Source organism: Pleomorphochaeta caudata (assembly GCF_055395745.1).
In genome coordinates, this window is sequence record NZ_AP042458.1 from 849,668 (window position 1) to 871,508 (window position 21,841).

Genomic DNA, 21,841 nt, shown 5'->3' on the forward strand with positions numbered 1-21,841 from the left:
AAAAATATATAAATGCTTATAACACAACGAATTAAATAGCAATAAAACATGTAGTAAGTATCTAACATATGCAATAAGTTTGATTTTATATCTTAAAATGAATATTTTCATGTTATTTAATAGGAAATATTATTTTATATTTCACTTATATATTTAAATTTCTTTTTATTTATATATAATAGCCATATGGAGTATTTAACTTATGGATAACGTGCTTTTTTCGTTTAACGTAATTTTTCCTTTATTTGTTTTGCTTTTTTTAGGAAATGTTTCTGTTAAATTTAAATGGATAGATAAGAAAACCTTAAATAATTTAAATAGATTTATTTTTAGATTACCTCTTCCTTTGTTATTGTTCTTAGGAATATATAATATGGAACAGGTTGATATTCAAAATTCTATAAAAATGATTTCAATTATTGTTGTAATTTTACCATTAACTGCAATAATCATGGCAATGATTGTAAATAAAAAGACTAAACTTTCTAATCCTCAAAAAGGTGTTATTGTTCAAGCCTGGTTTAGATCCAATATAATGATTTTTGGAGTTCCTGTTGTTATTGGAATGTATGGTAATGTAGGAATGCCAATTTTAAGTACTTTATTATTATTTGCTGTGCCTTTGGTTAATATTTTAGCTGTATTTGTTTTAGAAGGATATAGAGGTAGGGCGATTAAGATTTCTACTTTGTTCTATGGTGTAATCACAAATCCTTTAGTAGATGCAGCTTTATGTGGAATTTTATTTTATTTATTTAAAATAGAAATTCCTACAATTATTTTAGAGCCAATTACATCTGTATCTAAGATAGCTACTCCATTAGCTTTTATAGTATTAGGTGGAACTTTAGAATTTGAAAGTATAAAGAAAAACTATAAATTAATTTTATTAGGAAGTTTAGGAAAACTTATTGTTACTCCATTAATTATAATATTAATAGCAATTGCTATGGGACTAAGAGGAATTTATCTAGGTTGTATTGTTGCCTCAATGGCATCTCCAGTTGCCGTTTCTTCTTTTACTATGGCAAAAGAAATGGATGGAGATGCAGATTTAGCAGCACAACTTGTTGTTTTCACAACTGTTCTTTCTTTAATTACAATTTTTATATGGATTTATGTTCTAAGAAGTTTAGCACTACTTTAGTTTTCACTTACAAATTTGAATCCATGATTAATTAATGTTTGTCGTATTTTGTTAATATGGTTGTGATCTCTAGTTTCAACTTCAAGGGATAAAGTGCAACTATTTAAATCAGTACCTTCTCTACCTCTATCATGGTGAACTGCAATAACATTTCCGCCTAAGCTTGCAATTATTGTTGAAACTTCAACAAGTTGACCAGGCTTATCTATTAAGTTGATTGTAAATTTTGCACTTCTGCCACCTTTCAAAAGGCCTCTAGAAATAACACGAGATAAAATAGTTACATCAATATTACCACCACTTATGAGGCAGACTGTTTTTTTGTTTTTAATATCTATTTTATTAAACATTGCTGCAGCTACAGAAACCGCACCTGCGCCTTCGGCTACTAATTTTTGATTTTCCATTAAAGCTAAAATTGCACAAGCTACTTCATCATCACTTACAGTAACAATTTCATCAACATATCTTTTACATAAATCAAAAGTTATATCACCTGGTTTTTTTACAGCTATGCCATCTGAGATTGTACAAACTTGATTTAATTCACAAACTTGATCTTCTTTTAAAGAAGAGAACATACTTGCAGCCCCAGATGCTTGAACTCCATAGACTTTGCATTGTGGTTTTAGTGATTTTATTGCGAAGGCAACACCACTTATTAAGCCGCCACCACCGACTGGAACGATTACAGCATCAACATCTTCTAGTTGTTCTAGTATTTCAAGTCCAATGGTTCCTTGTCCAGCTATAACTTCTTTATCATTGAAAGGGTGTATGAAGGTCATACCGGTTTCTTTTTGTAATTCAATAGCTCTAGTATATGCATCATCATAAACGCCTTTTACTAGTTCAACTTGAGCTCCATAGCTTCTTGTTGCTTCAACTTTTGAAATAGGTGCTCCATCAGGTATGCAAATAATAGATTTTATATTATTTCTTTGAGCAGCTAGAGCAACGCCTTGAGCATGATTGCCTGCAGAACATGCAATAACACCTTTTTCTTTTGCTTCTTGTGATAATTGAGAGATTTTATAATATGCCCCTCTAACTTTAAAAGATCCAGTAATTTGTAAGTTTTCAGTTTTTAGAAATACTTTATCATTGGGAAAGATATATGGGGCTGGTAATAAATCTGTTTTATGTATTACATCTTTTAATACATAAGCAGCATGGTATATTTTGTCTAATTTCATGAATATAAGAATATCAAAGCAATTAAAGTCGAACAATATAGGATGAAGATATTCTCTGTATTTTTTTATTAATTTTTTGCTATAGCATAAGAAAAATAAAATAGTGCAATCATATCTTGTATGTCTACTTGGGATATTTCAAAATTATTTATTTTTAATAAACCTTTTTTTATGTGAATAATCTTATTATCTTTGTTTTTCGTGTTTTTATTTAGTATTTCCAAACTATATTTTTTAATGATTTCATTATCCTTATTTAGAAAGGCCTCTAATATTTGTTCATAGTTGTTAAAAATTATATCAACATCTAAAGAATCAGATAAAAAGTCTATTATTGCAGAGTTATAATTTCCTAAGTTTATGTTTCCATATAAATTGGCTAGTACAGGAGATCCAAAATGTAATAATGATGCTAAAACAGCGTAACGGGTTTGTCTAAATGTTACACCTCTTTGTTGTTTTATTGGATCAAAGAAATCTTCATAAAAACAACCTTCTTTATCAAGATTTTTTTTAGCAATTAAGAAATCTATTTCTTCATCAATGTGTGAAGCACTTTTTGATAATTCATTTATTTTCACTAATAGGTCTTTATCATTAGTAATATTTGAAAGACTTTTTGATGCAACAGATCTTACACTACTCCATTTTGAATTAAGCATACTTTTTAGTGCTTCAATAGCTGCAGTATTATTTTTATATGCGCCAAGAGCGATTAATGCCTCAATTTGTGAGCTTTCTTCATCATTCTGTGCTAATTTTATCAAATCTGGGACTAAAGCTTTTCTTGGTCTTATAGATAAGGATCTAATTATTTCTTTTTTATCAACAGAGAATGGAGAGGCAAGTATTGATTTTAATTGATATGTTGCTAGAGTATTGGTATTTGTTCCTAAAGAAAAAAGTAAAAGTCTTCTTTTATACGGGTCAAATGTGTGTGATAATCTTTCAATTTTAGATATAGCTTGAATTCCATGCCTACTAAATAATATTTTAGCAGTTTGGGAACTTGAATAAGCTCCTGTTTCTTTTAATTTTGCAACATAACTTATAAAAAATAGATTTAAAACAGTTAAGAAGAAAAACATTAAAGAATAATCATTGAAGAAAATATTTGTACTAAGATAGTCAAGAACATTTATATTTGCTAAAAAACCATTAATAAGGCCAGTAGCTAATGCAATTATTGCAATAATAAAGTTGTTCATAGAATTAAAAGATATTGCATCAGAATCAGGAATAACAGCTGATATTAATCTGAAGACTGAAAAATATGCAATTAATAAGAAGAAGTTACTAGTAACTCCTAACGCAAAGAAAAATCCAAAACCTAAAGAGATTGGACATACTACCCAAGCTAGTTGGAAGAATAAATATATAATACTACTAATTAAACATATCGGTTTTGATCCAAGTCTATCAGATAATTGTTTATTAACCATACCTGCTAAAAGAGATGAAATACCACAAGCTGCAGTGTAGAATAGAATTTCGCTATTATTAAATCCAACATAAATTCTCAAAAAAGGAACAATCATTGCAAAGCCAACGGTTAATGCACTGCTAATCCATCTTAGTATTAATCTTCGTCTTCTACTTTCATTTTGAAGAGCTTCTTTTAAAACTTTTGTTATACCTCTTCCTTTTTTATATGTAATTGTTCTTCTGCAAGGGATTTTTGACATTTCTCTAGCTGAAAAAGTATTAATAATTGCACCTATAACTTGAAGAATAATTATAGGAATGATTCCACTTAAATTTAAAACTCCAAGATATACTGCAGCGACACAACAAACAATTATAGCAGCAGATTGATATGCAATATTTATATTGCCTACAATTCTTCCTAAATTACTTGAGTTGCTTATACTTTTTATAGTGAAATCATTTAATGCGATTCCAATAACTCTAAAGATTGAAAAGAGGGTATATATTCCAAGTAAACATAAAACAGCAAATTTCCCATCAAGAAAAATTAATAAAACATATAATAGAGAAATTAAACCTCTTAAAAGCCAAGCAGTGGATTGAACTTTAACAATATTTTTTTTATTAAAGAGTTTTGGCATTATTGGGAGTACTGCTCCTGCTATATATAATACAGAGGATATATAGCCTAAAGAAAAGTTTCCTGCATTGAAGTATATAGCTAAAAGGTAAACAAAAGTGCCACCAAGAAGATTATATGAGATTCCGTTATAAACTTCTTCTTTCATCATGTGCTTTAATCCGATAGCTTTTTCTTTTTCACTTAAATATAGTGTGCTTGCCATAAAATAGTATTACTCCTAAAGTGTTATACCCTAACTCTAACACGGGTAAAAATATGAGTATATAATTTTTGAGAAAAAAAATATAAAAAAAATTCAGTTATTTTTAGAAAAGTGGTTGATTAGTGCGCAAATTCTTGGTATATTCCAATTCGTTGCTTGGGCTGCTAGCTCAGTTGGTAGAGCAACGCCCTTTTAAGGCGTGGGTCAAAGGTTCAAATCCTTTGCAGCTCAAATAAAATGTCTCCTTCGTCTAGTGGTTAGGACACCGGGTTTTCATCCCGGCAACACGAGTTCGACTCTCGTAGGAGATGTAACCAGTTCTTAGAACTGGTTTTTTTATGCCCAAATGTATAATTTTATAATATATATGTTATAAGTTATCTCCTTGTATTATAATAAAATAATAAACTATTTTTTATAATATTTTTTTATTAGAATAAATTGTTGACATAAGTTGCAAGTTAATATATTATTTAATTGCTATGAAAAGAAAAACAATTTTAGTTTTGCTTTTATTAGGATTAAATATATTACCTATTTTTTCTAGCAGCGCAGATATTGATCTAAAAAGCAAAATTGTAGAAAAACCATTAACTTATGATTTATATAGAAAGACAGATGGTGGATTGATTTTGATAGAAGATGACTCGACTTATACCATTGATGAGATAAATCCCTTAACTACAAATACTATGATTACTGATTTTAGTATAATAGTTAATTCAAATTTAAATTCTTCAAGGAGTATAACTGTTAAAGTAACGCCTTCTTCTTTTAAAACTGTTTTGAATGGTGATAGACCTTTTGATTCAGGTGTTGTACCAGTAATTAATACAATTATAGATAGAAAAATTGTTAAGGCTGGATTAAATAGTGATAAAGAAGTATATCGCTTTAATATATTTGTTGGAGGTAAGCCTAATTTACCTGCAGGAATATATAAAAGTATTGTAAATGTTGATTATATAATAGAATAATTTTTATTCTTTTTAATATTTAGTTTTTTTTGCAACCATTAATTTGGTTGCATTTTTTTTGCTTTTTTTAGTGTTTTTTAAAGTATTACGTATGTGTTTATAAGTTAATTTCTTTATTTATAAGTAATTATATGTAATAAGTTTAATAAAAATAAAAAAAATATTTAATTGTTGACATAAGTTACAAGATATATTATAGTTAAGACATAACAAAGAGGAAAACAAAATTATGAAAAAATTATTAACAATAACAATATTAAGTCTATTAGTAACGGTATCAGTATTTGCTAAGACTGCCCAAGTTCAATTAATTACATCTGTAGCCGAAACTCCAGTATCATATTATTTAACATATGATGGTGAAAAAATCGAAGATGGAACTCAAGAGTATGAAATTTTAGTACAACCTTTGACTCAAGATGGGGATACAGAGAATTTTAAAGTTTTTGCTTCTAGCAATATGAATAAAGATATGGCAATTTCAGTTGTTGTTTCTCCTGAAACATTTAAAACAACTTTAAACGGTAATCAAGTTTATGATTCAAAAATAAAACCTAGTGTTAAAACAGTATCTAGTATTACTACTTTAACTGCAGGAAAGCATGATGATTTAGTTGTAAATAAATTCCACATGAGTTGGAATGGTGATGAAGATCTTCCAGCAGGTAATTATGTAAGTAATGTAAAAATTGAATACTCAATCCTATAAATAGGGTATGAATATATTATAAAGAACTTGGCAGCCAATTAATTTTGGCTGTCATTTTTTTATAAAAAAACCTAACCAAATAGGTGTTTGGTTAGGCCGTTTTTGAGTGATGAAAAAGAGGGTAACATATATAAAAAAAAATAATTGTATAAGAAGTTATGAATATAGTTAAAACATTAAAGTTGCATACAAACGTGTTTGTTTTACAACCTTACACTTGTTAAAAGTTTTGTATTAAAAATAAATTTTTTTTACTTTTGTTATTTTCCTCATTTTCTATAAATAGATTAGATATAATCTATCAATAAGTCAAGGATAAAAAACAGGGTATTTGATAAATTTAATACAAATGTATAAAAAAAATAATGATCCAATTATAATAATTGGATCAATGCAAGCTCTTTCTTAAAAAACTGATATAGGAAATCATACAAAGCGATTAATAATTAGCAATCTTAAGATAAATAGGGGAATTTATCATTAAAAAACGATATATTATAAAGAAAAACAAACATCGCTTTGTGTTTCATTAAGAGAGATATTACTCAGCTTGCTTAAGTACTTAAACTATATGTTATATGTTTGTATAAGTCAAGTTTTTTGTCTTAAAAATATTTTTTTATAGTATTTTAATATAAATATTTTCTTTTCTGTAAAGGAATTAAAATAGTTGATATATGTTACATATAACAAGTTAAAATATGTGAAAATGTCTTTAATAAAAAAAAGATTCTTTCATATTCTCTTTAGAACATATAATAACTAATTATATATATGCATATTATATGAAATAAAGAATATTTCTTACTCAATTTTATTAGTTTAAATAAAAAAAATAATACACACTTTTTGCTTCGTGTGTATTGTTATAATTGAGTGATAAGTATTTTATTCTGTATCATTTTCATCAAAGCATTTTCCTTGATGGCATCTTTTATGATGTTTTGGACAAGGCGGACAAAGCTCAATATCTCCACCTTCAATAATAATATCTTTGCCTTCTACTAAAGCTGTAGAAACTTTTTTTCTAGCGCTTGCATAAATTGCTTGAGTAGTAGTTCTTGCTACATTAAGTTTTTTAGCGGCTTCTTCTTGCATAAGGTTTTCATAGTCTATTAATCTTAAGGTTTCATATTCGTCAACCGTCATTACAATTGCAGAGTTATTTCTTTTCCCTTTTGGTCCAAAACGGGTATATTCTGGCATTCCACCAGAAATTCTTCTACATTTTTTAGGTCTTGGCATATTTTTCTCCGTTAAATTTATATAACTAATTTATTACTTTTTTAAAGAAAATGCAATTGGAGTATGGGGAACTCCAATTGCAAAGTAGTCTAGTGAGAACTACATGTATGACCATTATCATGAGATCCGCAAGAACCGTCATGTGAATGATTGTGACCTTCACCGTGATGATTGCCTGAACAAGAAATATCTGGATTATAAACTAAGCTGTTTTTCAAATATTCTTCAATTGCATCATCAGCTTTTCCGTTAACTCCTGGTAGAAGGTTGATTCCTGCTTGTGCTATTGCTGTACGAGCACCTCCACCTAAACCACCACAAATTAAAGTATCGACATTATTCAAAGCTAATAAATTTACTAAAGTACCATGAGCATATCCGTTTGTAGATTTTACTTCTTGGTTTGTAATTTTACCATCTTCTATAGTATAGATCTTAAATTCTTGAGTTTGACCAAAATGTTGTTCAACTAACTCATTATTATAGGTTACTGCTATTTTCATAGGTAAACTCCTTATTAATTCTTATGATAAATAAAGTTTAATGTTATTTTAGGCATATGTCAATAACTTTTATCTATTGACTTTATTTGTTGATTACTTTAAAACTGGATAGTACAAAATTGAATTAATTTGGAGTAAAAAATGATAGTTAATGAATTTTCATCTTTTAGAGAATGTAGAGAAAAGATGAATAGACTTATGTGTTTTTTTATTAAAAATGCTCAATCTTCTGAAAGCCAAGCTTTAAATTTAAATTCTACTCAAGTTCATGTAATTTTGTTGTTAAGAAAATTTAAAGTTTTGAAAATGAGCGATTTAACAAAACATATAAATGTTGTAAAGAGTTCAATAACAAATATTATAGACAGTTTAGAAAAATTGAATTTAGTTGAAAGAAGTAGAGATGAAAATGATAGAAGAATAATTTTTGTTTCTTTGAGTAATAAAGGTATAGAATTGTCAGAAAGCTTGAGAAGAGCAGTATATAATTCTTTTAATAATAGTCTAAAGGCTTTAGATGTAGATGAAAAAGAGAACTTTGCTTCATCATTAGTGGTTATTGATGAATATTTAGATAAAATGGAGAAAATTAATGGCTAATAATCCTCATGAATTTATGGGAAAAGAAAAAATAACGCCTTTGCTTTTTAAATTATCAATTCCAGCTATGATTGGAATGATAAGTAATGCTTTATATAATGTAATAGATACTATATTTGTTGGACATGGAGTTGGTGCTTTAGCTATAGGAGGCTTAACAATAGCGTTCCCTTTCCAATTAATTATTGGAAGTTTTGCATTAATGTATGGAGTAGGTGTTGCTTCAATTATTTCTAGAAAACTAGGTGAAGGAAAGAAAGAAGAAGCAGAAGCCGCAGCAGCAAATGCTTTTATGTTAACAATTATTACTGGTGTATTAATTTTAGTATTAGGGCAATTATTTTTAAAGAGAATTTTATTGATATTAGGTGCTACTGAAGATATATTACCCCATGCAACAAGTTATATGCATATAATATTATTTGGAGCTCCCTTTTTATCTTTTTCGATGTGTGCGAATAATGTTCTAAGAAGTGTTGGTTCAGCGAAGTATTCTATGAATATAATGATTTTAGGAACTTTTTTAAATATAATTTTAGATCCTATTTTTATATTTGTTTTTAAACTTGGTATAGCTGGTGCTGCATATGCAACAATAATTTCACAAATTATTGGATCTTTATATGCTCTATCTTTCTTTATAAGAAGGAAAGCTACTTTAGATTTTAAATTACACCTATTTAAATTGAAATTAAAATATATCAAAGACATTGTTCTATTAGGTCTTGCAACTTTTATTAGACAAATAGGTGCTTCTGTTATGGCTTTAGCTGTTAACAACATGGTTAAAATTTATGGCGGTGACTTAGCTATAGCTGCATTTGGTATGGTAAATAGATTCTTAACAATGGTATTAATGCCAATATTTGGGATGAACCAAGGGTTACAACCAATTATTGGATATAATTATGGAGCAAAGAGAAATGATAGGGTAAAAGAAGTATTAAAAGTTGCAACCTTAATTACAACAATAATGGGATTTGTAGCTTCTGTAATTGCTTTCAGTTTTCCCACATTATTATTAAGAATGTTCACTTCTAATGAAGAATTATTAACAATTGGCGCTACTGCTTTAAGAATTATCATTTCTTCAATGATTTTCTTAGGAATTCAGACCTGTGGAACTACATATTTTCAATCCTTAGGTAATAGTTTTGCTGCCATCTTATTGGGAATGAGTAGACAGTTTATTTTATTAATTCCTCTTGTTTTAATATTGCCAAGATTTATGGGCTTAACAGGAGTATGGTTTGCTTTTCCTATTGCAGATATTAGTTCGACTATAATAACTGTTATTTGGGTCTTATCAAATTTGAAAAAACTTAAATAGTTTATAATATCTTTCATAATGCTTAAGAATTATTCTTAAGCGTTTTTTATTCCTTTGGTTTTGAAGTTGTTCCTCTATTAATTAATTTGCTTTTATAATCAATTCTAGTGACTTGTAAATTGTCATCATTGTTTTCTTGGTCTGTAAGCTTGCTAATCATGAGATTCATAGCTTTTACACCACGTCTAAAAATAGAATGCTCAATTGTTGTTAATTTGATTGAATTAAATTTAGAAGGGAAGATGTTGTCAAAAGCGCAGACGCTATAATCTTCTGGGATTCGTAGTTTCTTATCCTTTATTGCATTGATGATTCCATATGCTACCATATCGTTTATTCCAACAATTGCAGTAATTCCTTTATATTGATCAATACAAATATTTGCAAGTTTATAACCTGTATTAAATTCAATATCAGCAGTAGCAATTTCATCTGAAGGAAGAATGTCTTGACTTAGGATTGTTATTGGAGGTAAATTGTTTTCTTCTAATACGGCTTTTATCCCATCTAATCTCTTTGTTCTAGCTGTATGAAATTCATTTAAACTTGTAGAAATATAGGCAATTTTTTTATGTCCCAAATCAACTAAATGTTGTCCAATTATTTTACCAGCTTCAAAGTTGTTTATATTAACTGTATCGAAATCAAAATTATTATCTTCATCTCCAACTGCAACAATAGGCATTTGTTTACTAAGTTCTTTTACTTTTTCAATATTTTCAGGAATCATCGAGAAAATAATTCCTGATACAGGGGGCCTTGCAAAAAATTTTAAACAATCTTGTTCAATAGCTAAATCCCAATATGTAGTTTTGATAATTGTTCTAATTCCTAATTCAATAGCCTTTTGTTCCATCCCTTGTATTAAGGTTGAATAATATGGATTGTAGACAGAGGGGCAAACAATTAGAATCGTTTTTCCAAGTAGGGAGGAATGTTTCTTGTTAGTATAATATAAATCTTTAGCAGTTTTTTTAACTAAATTTATTGTTTCATTTGAAAAGCGATCAAGTTTTTTGCCACTTAAAATCATTGAAACACTTGCTGTAGAAAGATTTGTTACTTTTGCAATGTCTGAAAGTGTTGTTTTTTTTGTTTTCATTATTATTTCCTCTGTTAAAATATTCTATAATAGAATGTTTCATTAAGCAATATTTTTTAAACAATTGCTTAAACAGAGAAAAACCTTAACAAATAAGCATATTTATTAAGGTTTAAAATTGATTTCTTAAATTAATATATTTATTCTCTAGCTTTTTGATCTACAAAAAATAACTTTGATAAATCATATCCTTGATCAATTGCAATAGATTTCATTTGCTCTAAAACCTCATCAGAAATAGTTGGGGTTCTTGAAAGGAACCAAAGAGAACTTCTACTATTGTCGCCAACAAGAGCCCATTGATAATTGTCATCTAGTCCAAAAACTAAATAATCACCTGTAAAAAGACCAAAAAATTTAACTTTTAAAGCTCCAGGTACTGAATCATCGGGTCTCCATGCTACAGCTTTTGCTGATTTATATTTTCCATCTAATGAATATTTAAATCCACTATTTAAAACTTGGATTTGTCCATCATCTCTTAAGGAGTACTCAGCAGTAACACCATAGAGGTTTTTTTCAAAGCTTTTTTGATATCTTGCAATTTCATACCAACGTCCCAAGTACTGTTCTAAATCTAAAGATTCTACAGTTTCTAAAGGGTCATTTTCAAATTTGTTGGTCATACAGCTTGTCATAATTAATGAACAACAAATAGTTAGTAAAAATAATTTTTTCAAATGATATTTTTTCATATTAGTCTCCTTACGTCTATTATTACATATTTGTATATTTCCTGCAAAGAAAATAAAATAAAGGATTGTTTAATTTAAATATCATTTTTTTAAACATACAGTTTAAATTTTTGCTATATTTTTTAAATAAAATAATTGTAATTTGTTTAAAATATTGAATTTTACCGTTTAAAAATTTAACTTGACAACTCAAAAAAAGGCTTTTACTATGTTTTATGGAAATAATAATTAAGTTTTTTAAATAATTTTGATTAAATTTTATTTAATAATTTGTTTAAAAAATTATTATTTAAAACAAAAAGGAGAAAAGAAAATGAAGAAAGTATTATTATCAGTAGTCTTAGCATTACTATTAGTAACTCCAATTTTCGCAAATGGACAAAATGAGGCAGCAACAAGTGATGATGATTATCATTTAGTATTAAAAATGAGTCACGTTTTTGCTCCAAATGAACAATTAACTAAATCATTAACTATTGTTGTTGATAATATTAAAGAAAGAACTAATGGAGCTATTGAAATTCAACAATATCCACAAGGTCAATTAGCAACATACAAAGATGGTGTTGAACAAGTTGCTTTAGGTGCAAAGTTTATTTCAGTTGAAGATCCATCATATTTAGGTGACTATGTACCAGATTTTAATGCATTAGTTGGACCTATGCTTTATAGCAATTTTGATGAATATGAATATTTAATCAATACAGATTTAGTAAAATCAATGCTCAGTGAATTAGAAGATCAATATAGAATAAAAGTATTGGCTTTAGATTATATATTTGGCTTTAGATCATTAATGACAAACAAAGTTATTGTTGAACCAAGTGATTTACAAGGTATGAAATTAAGAACCCCTGGAAGTCAATTATTTATTGATACTATTAATGCTATGGGCGCTACAGCAACTCCACTACCATTCTCTGAAACAATCAGTGCAGTACAACAAGGTGTTGTTGATGGATTAGAAGGAACTATGGATGCTTATGGAACAAACGGTAGTTCAGAAGTTGCTAAGAATATGGCATTAACAAATCACTTCTTAGGTACATGTGGTGTTTATATTAATGCAGATTTATTTAATAGCATCCCTGAAAAATATCAAACAATTATTGAAGAAGAATTTACTAAAGGTGCACAACAAATGATTTCTGAAATTTCTAAGAACTATAATAGTGCAAAAGAAAAATTAGAATCAGAAGGTATCAAATTTAATGAAGTAGATCATGACGCTTTCGTTGAAGCAGTTGCTCCAGTTTATGATAATATGAAAGGTGTAACTCCTGGTATTTTAGATACATTCAAAGCTGAATTAGCTAAAATGCCTAAATAATTAAGTTTTATTAATTAGTCAGGCTGTATTTATACAGCCTGTTTAATCTTAAAGGAGTGATTTATGAAAATTAGTTTTAAGAATATCATAAATAATTTTGAAGAAATCGGTTCAGGATTCTTTTTAATAATTACTACATCTTTAGTTTTGTTAAATGTTTTTCTTAGATATTTCTTAAATATGGGTATTGTTTGGACAGAGGAAGTAGCTACAGGATGTTTTGTTTGGAGTGTTTTTTTAGGAGCAGCTGCCTGTTATAAAAAGCATATGCATGTAGGTGTAGATATGCTTGTAAAAAAATTCTCAAAACCAATTCAAGATAAAATAAATTTAGTTATTAATTTAATTTTATTAATAATCAATTCATCAATTAGTTTTATAGCAATTGAATATATAAGAGTTTCAGCAAGAAAACCAACCCCAGTGTTAGGAGTTTCTTCTGCTTTTATTAGTTCTTCTATATTAGTAAGTTTTATATTAATGACATTTTATACATTGGTATTTTTATATAAAGATATCATTGATTTAAAGAATGATAGAAAAGGAGAGGTTTAATGTTAGCTTTTCTTCCAGTAATTTTAGTTTTTATATTATATTTTTCAAGCATACCAATCTCTTTTGCTCTATTAGGTTCAACACTCTTCTATTTTGGAGTTATTGATAATACCTCCCCTGTAGCATTATTATTACAAAAATTTGTTACAAGTACTCAATCCTTTCCTTTACTTGCTATCCCTTTCTTTGTAATGGCTGGTTCAATTATGAACTATAGTGGAATTAGTAAAAAACTTATGCAATTTGCTGATGTTTTAACAGGTCATCTTCCTGGTGGTTTAGCTCAAGCAAATGTATTGTTAAGCATGTTAATGGGTGGTGTATCAGGATCTGCTAATGCAGATGCAGCAATGGAAAGTAAAATGTTAGTTCCAGAAATGGAAAAAAGAGGTTATGATAAAGCCTTTTCTACTGCTATAACTGCAGCATCCTCAGCAGTTACTCCAGTAATTCCTCCAGGTATAAATTTAATTATTTATGCTTTAATTGCAAGTTGTTCAGTAGGTAGAATGTTTGCTGCTGGATATCTTCCAGGGTTATTAATGACTTTTGCCTTGATGGTAACTGTTCATTTAATTTCTAAAAAAAGAAAATATGTTGCTGTAAGAGAGAAAAGAGCATCAGGAAAAGAAATATTTGTTCAAGCTATAGATTCAATTTGGGCTTTATTATTTCCTTTTGGAATAATTTTAGGTTTAAGAGTTGGTCTATTCACTCCATCTGAAGCTGGGGCTGTAGCTGTTTTATATTGTATTATTATTGGTAAATTCGTATATAAAGAATTGAAAAAAGAATATTTTTTCCCAATTATGAAAGAAACTATTTATGGAACTAGTTCAGTTGTATTAATAATTATTGCAGCTAATGTTTTTGGTTATTATTTAAACTGGGAAAGAATACCTCAATTAATTACAAGCTTCTTATTGAGTGTAACAACTAATAAATATTTAATGTTATTACTATTCAATTTATTATTATTGGTAATAGGAATGTTTATTGAGGGTGGTGCCGCAATTATTATATTAGCTCCATTGTTGGTTCCTGTTGCAACATCTCTTGGAGTGGATGTAATTCACTTTGGTTTAATTTGTATTGTAAATATCATGATTGGTGGTTTAACTCCTCCATTTGGCTCAATGATGTTCACTTGTTGCTCTATAACAGGTTGTTCTTTACAAGATTTTACAAAAGAGGCTATTGCATTTATAGTAGCATTATTAATTTCTCTAGCACTAATTACATATCTACCGTTTATTACTTTAGCACTTCCAAATTTAATTTATGGTGTAGCATAGGAGAGTAAAAATGCTAATAATTGGACACAGAGGTTGTAGCTATAAAGGTTATAATCAAAATACTATACGAAGTTATAAAAAAGTAATTGAAGAAGGTGCAAAAGCTTTCGAGTTTGATGTACAACTAACAAAAGATAAAAAATTGGTTGTTGTTCATAATTTAAATTTAACAAAAGTTTCTAATGGTACTGGGTTAGTATCAACAAAAACTTTGAAAGAGATAAAAGAATTAAATGCAGGGAAAATAGAAAATGGTAAAGATGAAATCCCAACTTTAGAAGAAGTTTTAGATTTGGTATCTTCATATCCAAAAGAAAAAAGAGTAGTAATGCATTTAGAATTAAAAGGTGATAATACTGGACTTATAAGTGGAAATATAATTAAAAAATATATTGATGAAGGCTTTTTACAAAATGATGATTTTTTAATTAGTTCCTTTAATTGGGTTGAATTAGATTTAATTAGAACAATTTGTCCTCAAATTAATATAGCTTTATTAGAAGGCTCTATCAGAAGAAAACAATTATTACCATTATTAAATAGTAATGAAGAAATCTTTTCAAAGATTTTTTCCTATGGTGAAGAAGATTATATGTTACCAATTTCTGATGATTTTGAAACTTCAAAACAAGTTGTTGAAAATGAAGTTAAAGATGAAAATGATTTAAAGATATTGATAGCAGAAATTCATAATGCTTTAAATGGTAAATACTATACACAAAAACTAATACAAACTGCTTTAGAGAAAAATGCTGTATCCTTAAATCTATGGTACAAAACCGTTGATAAAGCTTTTATAGAAGAAGTTCATAAAAATGGATTGAAAGTATTTTTGTTTACTGTGAATGAAAAAGCAGATATTGATAGGTTGAAAATATTAAAACCAGATGGAATTTTTACCGATTATTACATGCAAACAAAAAATTATTATTTAGAAAACAAATAACTTTTTTTTATACACTCCACGATTCCTCCTAACTTTTTTTGTTAGGAGGTTTTTATTGCTCTAATAAATTGTATTTGACCCGTTACAATTAGCTCTTTTTACGATATAATTTAGATATTAGAGATATTTAAGGAGAAATGATGAAAAATATTGGGATTTTAGGATTAGGTAAAATTGCAAAAATGATGGCAACAACAGTTTCAGGTATGGATGATGTGAATTTATATGCAGTAGCATCAAGATCTTTAGAAAAAGCACAAGCTTTTAAAGATGAGTATTCAGCTGAAGTTTCATATGGTTCTTATGAAGATTTGTTAAAAGATAAAAAAGTAGATTTGGTTTATATTGCTGTTCCTCATTCAAATCATGCAAAATTGATGGAATTAGCTATTAATCATAATAAACCTATTCTATGTGAGAAGTCTTTTACATCAAACTTGGAAGAAGCAAAAAGAATAATTAATTTAGCGCATGAGAAAAAAGTCTTTTTAGCTGAAGCAATTTGGACAAGATATCAACCATCTAGATATATAATTGAACAATTACTAGAAAGTGGACGAATTGGAAATATTAGCCTTGTCGAATCTAATTTAGGTTATAATGTTGCAGATAAAGAAAGAATTTATAAGAAAGAATTAGCTGGTGGAGCTTTATTGGATTTAACAGTATATCCAATCAATTTTACTTGTATGTTCTTGGGGTCAGATATTCAAAAAATTAATTCAACAGTAATAAAGATGACATCAGGAGTAGATGGAATCGAAAATGTTAATTTTGTATATGATAATGGTATTTTAGCTACATTCAATACTAGTGTTTATTCTAGATTAAGTAGAAGAGGAACAATTTATGGTTCAAAAGGTTATCTAGAGATAGAAAATATTAATAATCCAGAAAAGATTAGTATTTATGATGAAGTTGGAGAACTAGTAGAAGAGATTATACCTCCTGAACAAATCACAGGATATGAATATCAAGTTAGTGCTTGTTTTGAAGCAATGGAGGAAGGTTTGCTTGAACCAAAACAAATGCCACATAGTGAAACTTTAAGAATGATGGAGATAATGGATCAGTTAAGAAATAGCTGGGATATTGTATTCCCTTGGGAAGAATAATTTATCATTTTATTTTTGAAAAAGAAGGATATTTGCTTTATAATTATATAAAATAATATAGGAGGTATATAATGCAATATATAGGATCCCTTGACCAAGGGACTACTTCGACAAGATTTATCATATTTGATGAAAAAGGAGAAATTGTATCTACTCATCAAGTAGAGCATAAACAGATTTTCCCAAAACCAGGTTGGGTTGAACATAATCCTCTTGAGATTTGGGAAAATAGTGAAATTTGTATTAGAGAAGCTTTGAAAAAAGCTAACTTAAAAGGATCAGAAATTAAAGGTATTGGTATAACAAACCAAAGAGAAACTGTTATAGCTTGGAATCCAAAGACTGGAAAGCTTTGGTATAATGCGATAGTATGGCAGGACTTAAGAGGTTCAGATTATATTGATAGCTTAGAAAATAAAATAGATGCTAATTGGCTTGCTAAAAAATCTGGATTAAGATTAAGTCCTTATTTTTCTGTAAGTAAAATAGTATGGCTTCTTGATAATGTTGAAGGATTAAGAGAAGCTTGTGAAACAGGTGATGCTGTTTTTGGAACAATTGATACTTGGCTCACTTGGAAATTAACTGGTGGAAAAGTTTTGGTAACTGATGTTACTAATGCATCAAGATATGTTTTAATGAATATTGAAACATTAGAATGGGACGATGAACTATTAGAAGCTTTTAATGTACCTAAAAAGGCCTTGCCAAAAATTGTTCCTTCTGCCGGTGTTGTTTATGGTAATACTGTTTTAAATGGAGCCTTAGAAGCTGAAGTTCCTGTATGTGGTATTTTAGGAGATCAACAAGCAGCTTTATTTGGACAAGCTTGTTTTACTCAAGGTCTTGGTAAAAGTACTTATGGAACAGGTTGTTTTTTATTAGTAAATACTGGAGAAAAGGCATATATTTCAGATAATGGCCTATTAACTACAGTTGCTTATCAAATTGGTACTGATAAGCCAAAATATGCCCTTGAAGGATCAATTGCTGTTGCAGGTAGTTTAGTCCAATGGGCTAGAGATAACTTAGAGATTATTTCTAATCCGAAAGAATTAGATGAATTAGCCGCTAGTGTTGAAGATTGTGGTGGTGTATATATTGTTCCAGCTTTTAGTGGACTTTTTGCTCCATATTGGAGAAGTGATGCAAGAGGGGTTATAGCTGGTTTAACTGGGTTTGCTACAAGAGCACATCTTTGTAGAGCTATATTAAATTCAACAGCTTTCCAAGCTTATGATATTTTCCAAACCATGGAAAAAGATTCATCAATAAAGATGAAAGAGTTGAAAGTTGATGGTGGTTTAACTAATAGTAATCCTTTGATGCAATTCCAAGCAGATTTGTTAGGAATCCCTGTAATTAGACCAAAAGTTGTTGAAACTACAGCTTTAGGTGCAGCATATGCAGCAGGAATAAGTGTTGGTATTTTTTCTTGTTTAGATGATTTATCAAAACAATGGCAAGAGAAAAATAGATGGGAACCAAATATGTCTTTAGAAAAAAGAGAAGCTAAATTGAAAAAATGGAAAAAGGCTGTTTCAAAGACATTAAATTGGACTACAGATGATGAAGGTTGCTTGTAAGCTATTTTAGAGGAATAATATGGGTGAATTAGCAAACATACAGATAATTGATATATTAAAAGCCGTTTTACAAATTGGTTTAATGACTTGGGCTTTTTATCAATTTTATATGGCTTTAGATAGAACTAAAATACAAAGAATGCTAAAAATGATTTTTTACGCAATCACAATTTATGCAATTAGTTTTATTTTAAAATTGGATATATTAGTAAAAATATTTAATATTCTAGCTATACCGTATGTTGTTTTCCTCTGTATTATTTTTCAGGCAGAACTTAGAAGATCTTTCTTAACTGAAGGTTTAGGCAAAACAAGATTAAAATTAAGTTCAATAAACAACTATTCAGATCAAATAGACATAGCATTGAATGCTTGTTCTGTATTACAGAATAAAAGGCGTGGAGCACTTTTAGTGTTTTCACGTCGTGATAGTTTAAATTCTGTTATAAGTTCTGGAACAACATTAAATGCTGATTTATCCATGCAGCTAATTTTAACAGTTTTTGATCACGATACGCCTTTGCATGATGGTGCTATGGTAATCCAAGATGGGAAAATCAAAGCTGCTGGATGTTATTTGCCCCTAAGTGAGCAAACAGATATAAAAAAGACTTTTGGTACCAGACATAGAGCTGCATTAGGTATTAGTGAAGAGACTGATTCTATTGTAATTGTTGTATCAGAAGAAACGGGTACTATAACTTTAGCTTATAATGCTAGATTATTTTATGATTTAGAAGTTGATAACATAAAAAGAGTATTATTAACTTGGTTTAGTAATAAAGATATTTTGGAAGAAGAAGAGGATATAAAAGAAGATGAAAAATAAAATTTCTTTATATTTATTAGACAATTGGAAAGTGAAATTAGTAAGTCTAATTTTAGCTCTTTGTGTTTTTTTCTTTTATTCCTTTTATCAAAACTCAAGTAGAGTTGTAACAGTTCCTCTTGAAGTTATACTTCCATCAGATTATGAAGCAGAGAGTTTAATTCCTACTTCGATTGAACTAGAAATTAATGGGAATAATGATATCATTTATCTAATTGATCCTAATTTAGTTGTAGCTGTTAGTGATTTTTCATTTGTAAATAAAGATGGAATTTCAAATGCAAATGTTGAATTGAAATATGATGAAAGAATGTTTTCAAAAGGGAATATAAGTTTAGTTGCAAATCCATCAATAGTAAAAATTTCTTTTAAAAAAAAGGATTAAGAATTGAATAAAATAGGTGTTGATATAGTAAATATTGATAGAATAGCTAAATTAAATGAACATGCAATTAATAGATTATTCCATAAAGAAGAAGTAGAAAAAGCTAATACATATAAAAATCCTAAAATGAGAGCAGAATTTTTAGCTGGACGTTTTGCTGCTAAAGAAGCTTTAGCAAAAGCTTTAGGTGTGGGCTTTACAAAATTGATTCCCTCTGAAATATTAGTAACTAATTTAAAAAGCGGACAGCCTATTATTAAGCTTGAGGGAAAAACACTTGAAACTTTTAGAAATATTAATTGTCAGGTTTCAATAAGTCATGATTTTCCTTGTGCAGTGGCTGTAGTATTATTAGAGGAATTAGATGGCTAGAGTAGATTGGAGAAGACCCCCCTTATTAGATTTAGAAGAAGGAAAAGTAAGATATAAGATGATTATATCTTATGATGGTAGAGCCTTTAATGGTTGGCAGACTCAAAAAAATGGGATGGGTGTTCAACAAGTAATAGAAAAAGCTTTAAAAAAAATGTTAAATGAAGAGGTTAAAGTTATTGGCTCTGGAAGAACAGATAGCGGGGTCCATGCTATGGGACAAGTTTGTCATTATGATATTATAGATAGGCAAATTCCTGCTAAAGCTTTTTTGAATGTAATCAATTGTAATTTGCCACCAACCGTTAGAGTTTTAGATTGTGAAAAAGTTGATGGTTTATTTCATTCTAGATATACAGCTTATGCTAGAAAATATAGATATTATCTAAAAAGAGAAAATGAAATGACTGCAACTGATAATGGATTTGTTGCAAAAATAAAAAGATTCCCTTCAATAGATTTATTAAATTCTTATGCAAGACATATAGTTGGAACTCATGATTTTTCAACTTTTGTAGCTAGTAAAGATATGAGTCCTTCAAAATGTAGAGATATGTATGAATCTTATTGGGCTTTTGAAAAAGATAAATGGGGTTATGATGTTTTAACTTATACAATTTGTGGGAACGCTTTTCTATATAAAATGGTTAGATCAATTGTTGGTACTCAACTTGATTTTGCAATGAAGAATAAAACTAGTGAAGAATTTAAAGCAGCTTTAGAAAGTAAAAATAGAAAAAGGGCAGAAAGAACAGCTAATCCAAATGGTTTGTTTTTATTAAATGTTTCTTATGATGAGAATGAATATAAATGGTTTGAAGATACAGCAATTCCATTAACAAAAATAGAAGAAGACAATGAATAAAGAACAAAGTGAAAAGTTTAATGATATTTTAAATACAGCCAAATTAGCTTTTAGCGATGATTATTTATGTCCAAAAGTTGAAAAAAAGGTTGAGAAAGTTAATAATTTTTCAAAATTTAATTTTAAAGAAGTATTACTAAACAATTTAGATAAGAAAGAAATTAAAAATTCTCAAACTGACCAAAAAGAATTTAATCCAGTAAAAAATAAGATAAAAGAAAATATATCTGATTATTCATCATTAGATTATTTTGAATTAGAAAAAGTAGTATTGAATTGTTCAAAATGTGATGCGGCTTTAATTCGAAAAAGCATTATTTATGGTGAAGGCAATAAGAATGTTAAATTAATGGTTATTGGGGAAGGTCCAGGAAAAGATGAAGATTATAATAATAAAATATTTGTTGGGAAAAGTGGTCAATATTTAAGGAAATGGCTTTCGTCTATTAACCTAAATATAGAGAATGATGTATATCTTTCAAATATTGTTAAATGTTTCAGTAATTCTAATCCTACAAATGAAATGGTAAATGCCTGTTTACCTTATTTAGAAAGACAAATTGAATTAATTAATCCTAAAGTAATATTAATTTTAGGAAAAATTGCAGCAAATAATTTATTAAAACTCAATCTTCCTATGAAGAATTTAAGAGGAAATATATATTCATATAAAAGAGTTCCCTGTGTTGTAACTTATCATCCTGCTGCTGTATTGAGAAATCCTGAATGGAGAAGACCTGTTTGGGAGGATTTAAAGAAAGCAAGTAAGCTTATTAATATATAATA

Annotated in this window: 22 protein-coding genes and 2 tRNA genes; 18 read left to right on the forward strand and 6 right to left on the reverse strand. The window is 28.4% G+C overall.

The features are described from left to right. The first annotated feature begins 202 nt into the window (after positions 1-202). A complete protein-coding gene (locus ACZ5RS_RS03945; RefSeq protein WP_464637672.1) occupies positions 203-1,147 on the forward strand; it encodes an AEC family transporter in 945 nt (314 codons plus the stop codon). Here the strand turns inward: ACZ5RS_RS03945 and ilvA are convergent. Together ilvA and ACZ5RS_RS03955 are read right to left on the reverse strand one after the other, a co-directional pair. Continuing rightward, complete coding sequence (gene ilvA, locus ACZ5RS_RS03950; RefSeq protein ID WP_464637673.1) at positions 1,144-2,343, reverse strand: threonine ammonia-lyase; 1,200 nt, start codon at positions 2,341-2,343, stop codon at positions 1,144-1,146. The genes ACZ5RS_RS03945 and ilvA overlap by 4 nt on opposite strands. A 68-nt stretch (positions 2,344-2,411) precedes the next feature. Then, positions 2,412-4,616: a HEAT repeat domain-containing protein gene (locus ACZ5RS_RS03955; RefSeq protein WP_464637675.1), complete on the reverse strand. Its 2,205-nt coding sequence runs from the start codon at positions 4,614-4,616 to the stop codon at positions 2,412-2,414. A gap of 158 nt (positions 4,617-4,774) precedes the next feature. Here ACZ5RS_RS03955 and ACZ5RS_RS03960 point away from each other — a divergent pair. The 4 genes from ACZ5RS_RS03960 (at position 4,775) to ACZ5RS_RS03975 (ending at position 6,302) form a co-directional block, all read left to right on the forward strand. After that, positions 4,775-4,847: transfer RNA gene (locus tag ACZ5RS_RS03960), tRNA-Lys, on the forward strand. Between the two features lie 8 nt (positions 4,848-4,855). Further along, a tRNA-Glu gene (locus tag ACZ5RS_RS03965) sits at positions 4,856-4,927 on the forward strand. A 171-nt stretch (positions 4,928-5,098) separates the two neighbouring features. Then, positions 5,099-5,593 (forward strand): hypothetical protein, encoded by a 495-nt coding sequence (locus ACZ5RS_RS03970; protein ID WP_464637677.1) that lies wholly within the window; start codon positions 5,099-5,101, stop codon positions 5,591-5,593. A 229-nt stretch (positions 5,594-5,822) separates the two neighbouring features. After that, positions 5,823-6,302: a hypothetical protein gene (locus ACZ5RS_RS03975; RefSeq protein ID WP_464637679.1), complete on the forward strand. Its 480-nt coding sequence runs from the start codon at positions 5,823-5,825 to the stop codon at positions 6,300-6,302. An 888-nt stretch (positions 6,303-7,190) separates the two neighbouring features. On the opposite strand, the gene ACZ5RS_RS03980 is transcribed toward ACZ5RS_RS03975, so the two are convergent. Then, positions 7,191-7,547 (reverse strand): DUF134 domain-containing protein, encoded by a 357-nt coding sequence (locus tag ACZ5RS_RS03980; RefSeq protein WP_464637681.1) that lies wholly within the window; start codon positions 7,545-7,547, stop codon positions 7,191-7,193. Between the two features lie 89 nt (positions 7,548-7,636). Then, positions 7,637-8,050 carry a NifB/NifX family molybdenum-iron cluster-binding protein gene (locus ACZ5RS_RS03985; RefSeq protein ID WP_464637683.1) on the reverse strand — a complete coding sequence of 138 codons (414 nt, stop codon included), beginning with the start codon at positions 8,048-8,050 and terminating at the stop codon, positions 7,637-7,639. 141 nt (positions 8,051-8,191) lie between these two features. Here ACZ5RS_RS03985 and ACZ5RS_RS03990 point away from each other — a divergent pair, with 141 nt between their 5' ends. Further along, positions 8,192-8,650 carry a MarR family transcriptional regulator gene (locus tag ACZ5RS_RS03990; protein ID WP_464637685.1) on the forward strand — a complete coding sequence of 153 codons (459 nt, stop codon included), beginning with the start codon at positions 8,192-8,194 and terminating at the stop codon, positions 8,648-8,650. Then, positions 8,643-9,980 (forward strand): MATE family efflux transporter, encoded by a 1,338-nt coding sequence (locus ACZ5RS_RS03995; protein WP_464637687.1) that lies wholly within the window; start codon positions 8,643-8,645, stop codon positions 9,978-9,980. The genes ACZ5RS_RS03990 and ACZ5RS_RS03995 overlap by 8 nt, the downstream gene beginning before the upstream one ends. A 46-nt stretch (positions 9,981-10,026) precedes the next feature. Here ACZ5RS_RS03995 and ACZ5RS_RS04000 read toward each other — a convergent pair whose 3' ends face one another. Further along, positions 10,027-11,082, reverse strand: coding sequence for a LacI family DNA-binding transcriptional regulator (locus ACZ5RS_RS04000; RefSeq protein ID WP_464637689.1), 1,056 nt, complete (start codon positions 11,080-11,082; stop codon positions 10,027-10,029). 140 nt (positions 11,083-11,222) lie between these two features. Next, on the reverse strand, positions 11,223-11,777 hold the full coding sequence (locus ACZ5RS_RS04005; protein WP_464637691.1) for a lipocalin family protein: 555 nt from the start codon (positions 11,775-11,777) through the stop codon (positions 11,223-11,225). Between the two features lie 313 nt (positions 11,778-12,090). Here ACZ5RS_RS04005 and ACZ5RS_RS04010 point away from each other — a divergent pair, with 313 nt between their 5' ends. The 11 genes from ACZ5RS_RS04010 to ACZ5RS_RS04060 all read left to right on the forward strand — a co-directional run bounded on the left by ACZ5RS_RS04010 (position 12,091) and on the right by ACZ5RS_RS04060 (position 21,839). Then, entirely contained in the window at positions 12,091-13,107 is a 1,017-nt protein-coding gene (locus ACZ5RS_RS04010; protein ID WP_464637693.1) for a C4-dicarboxylate TRAP transporter substrate-binding protein, read from the forward strand. A 63-nt stretch (positions 13,108-13,170) separates the two neighbouring features. Then, a complete protein-coding gene (locus tag ACZ5RS_RS04015; RefSeq protein ID WP_464637695.1) occupies positions 13,171-13,662 on the forward strand; it encodes a TRAP transporter small permease in 492 nt (163 codons plus the stop codon). After that, on the forward strand, positions 13,662-14,957 hold the full coding sequence (locus ACZ5RS_RS04020; protein WP_464637697.1) for a TRAP transporter large permease: 1,296 nt from the start codon (positions 13,662-13,664) through the stop codon (positions 14,955-14,957). Before ACZ5RS_RS04015 ends, ACZ5RS_RS04020 begins: the two co-directional genes overlap by 1 nt. 10 nt (positions 14,958-14,967) lie before the next feature. Next, complete coding sequence (locus ACZ5RS_RS04025; protein WP_464637699.1) at positions 14,968-15,903, forward strand: glycerophosphodiester phosphodiesterase; 936 nt, start codon at positions 14,968-14,970, stop codon at positions 15,901-15,903. Positions 15,904-16,043: 140 nt separating this feature from the next. Then, positions 16,044-17,018: a Gfo/Idh/MocA family protein gene (locus ACZ5RS_RS04030; RefSeq protein WP_464637701.1), complete on the forward strand. Its 975-nt coding sequence runs from the start codon at positions 16,044-16,046 to the stop codon at positions 17,016-17,018. 71 nt (positions 17,019-17,089) lie between these two features. After that, complete coding sequence (gene glpK, locus ACZ5RS_RS04035) at positions 17,090-18,604, forward strand: glycerol kinase GlpK (protein ID WP_464637703.1); 1,515 nt, start codon at positions 17,090-17,092, stop codon at positions 18,602-18,604. Positions 18,605-18,623: 19 nt separating this feature from the next. Further along, complete coding sequence (gene cdaA, locus ACZ5RS_RS04040) at positions 18,624-19,433, forward strand: diadenylate cyclase CdaA (RefSeq protein ID WP_464637705.1); 810 nt, start codon at positions 18,624-18,626, stop codon at positions 19,431-19,433. Beyond that, positions 19,423-19,818: a hypothetical protein gene (locus tag ACZ5RS_RS04045; RefSeq protein WP_464637707.1), complete on the forward strand. Its 396-nt coding sequence runs from the start codon at positions 19,423-19,425 to the stop codon at positions 19,816-19,818. The genes cdaA and ACZ5RS_RS04045 overlap by 11 nt, the downstream gene beginning before the upstream one ends. A gap of 3 nt (positions 19,819-19,821) precedes the next feature. Beyond that, positions 19,822-20,190, forward strand: a complete 369-nt coding sequence (gene acpS, locus ACZ5RS_RS04050) for a holo-ACP synthase (protein WP_464637709.1) — start codon at positions 19,822-19,824, stop codon at positions 20,188-20,190. Beyond that, entirely contained in the window at positions 20,183-21,055 is an 873-nt protein-coding gene (gene truA, locus ACZ5RS_RS04055; RefSeq protein ID WP_464637711.1) for a tRNA pseudouridine(38-40) synthase TruA, read from the forward strand. Before acpS ends, truA begins: the two co-directional genes overlap by 8 nt. Then, complete coding sequence (locus tag ACZ5RS_RS04060) at positions 21,048-21,839, forward strand: uracil-DNA glycosylase (RefSeq protein WP_464637713.1); 792 nt, start codon at positions 21,048-21,050, stop codon at positions 21,837-21,839. Before truA ends, ACZ5RS_RS04060 begins: the two co-directional genes overlap by 8 nt. Positions 21,840-21,841 lie beyond the last annotated feature (2 nt).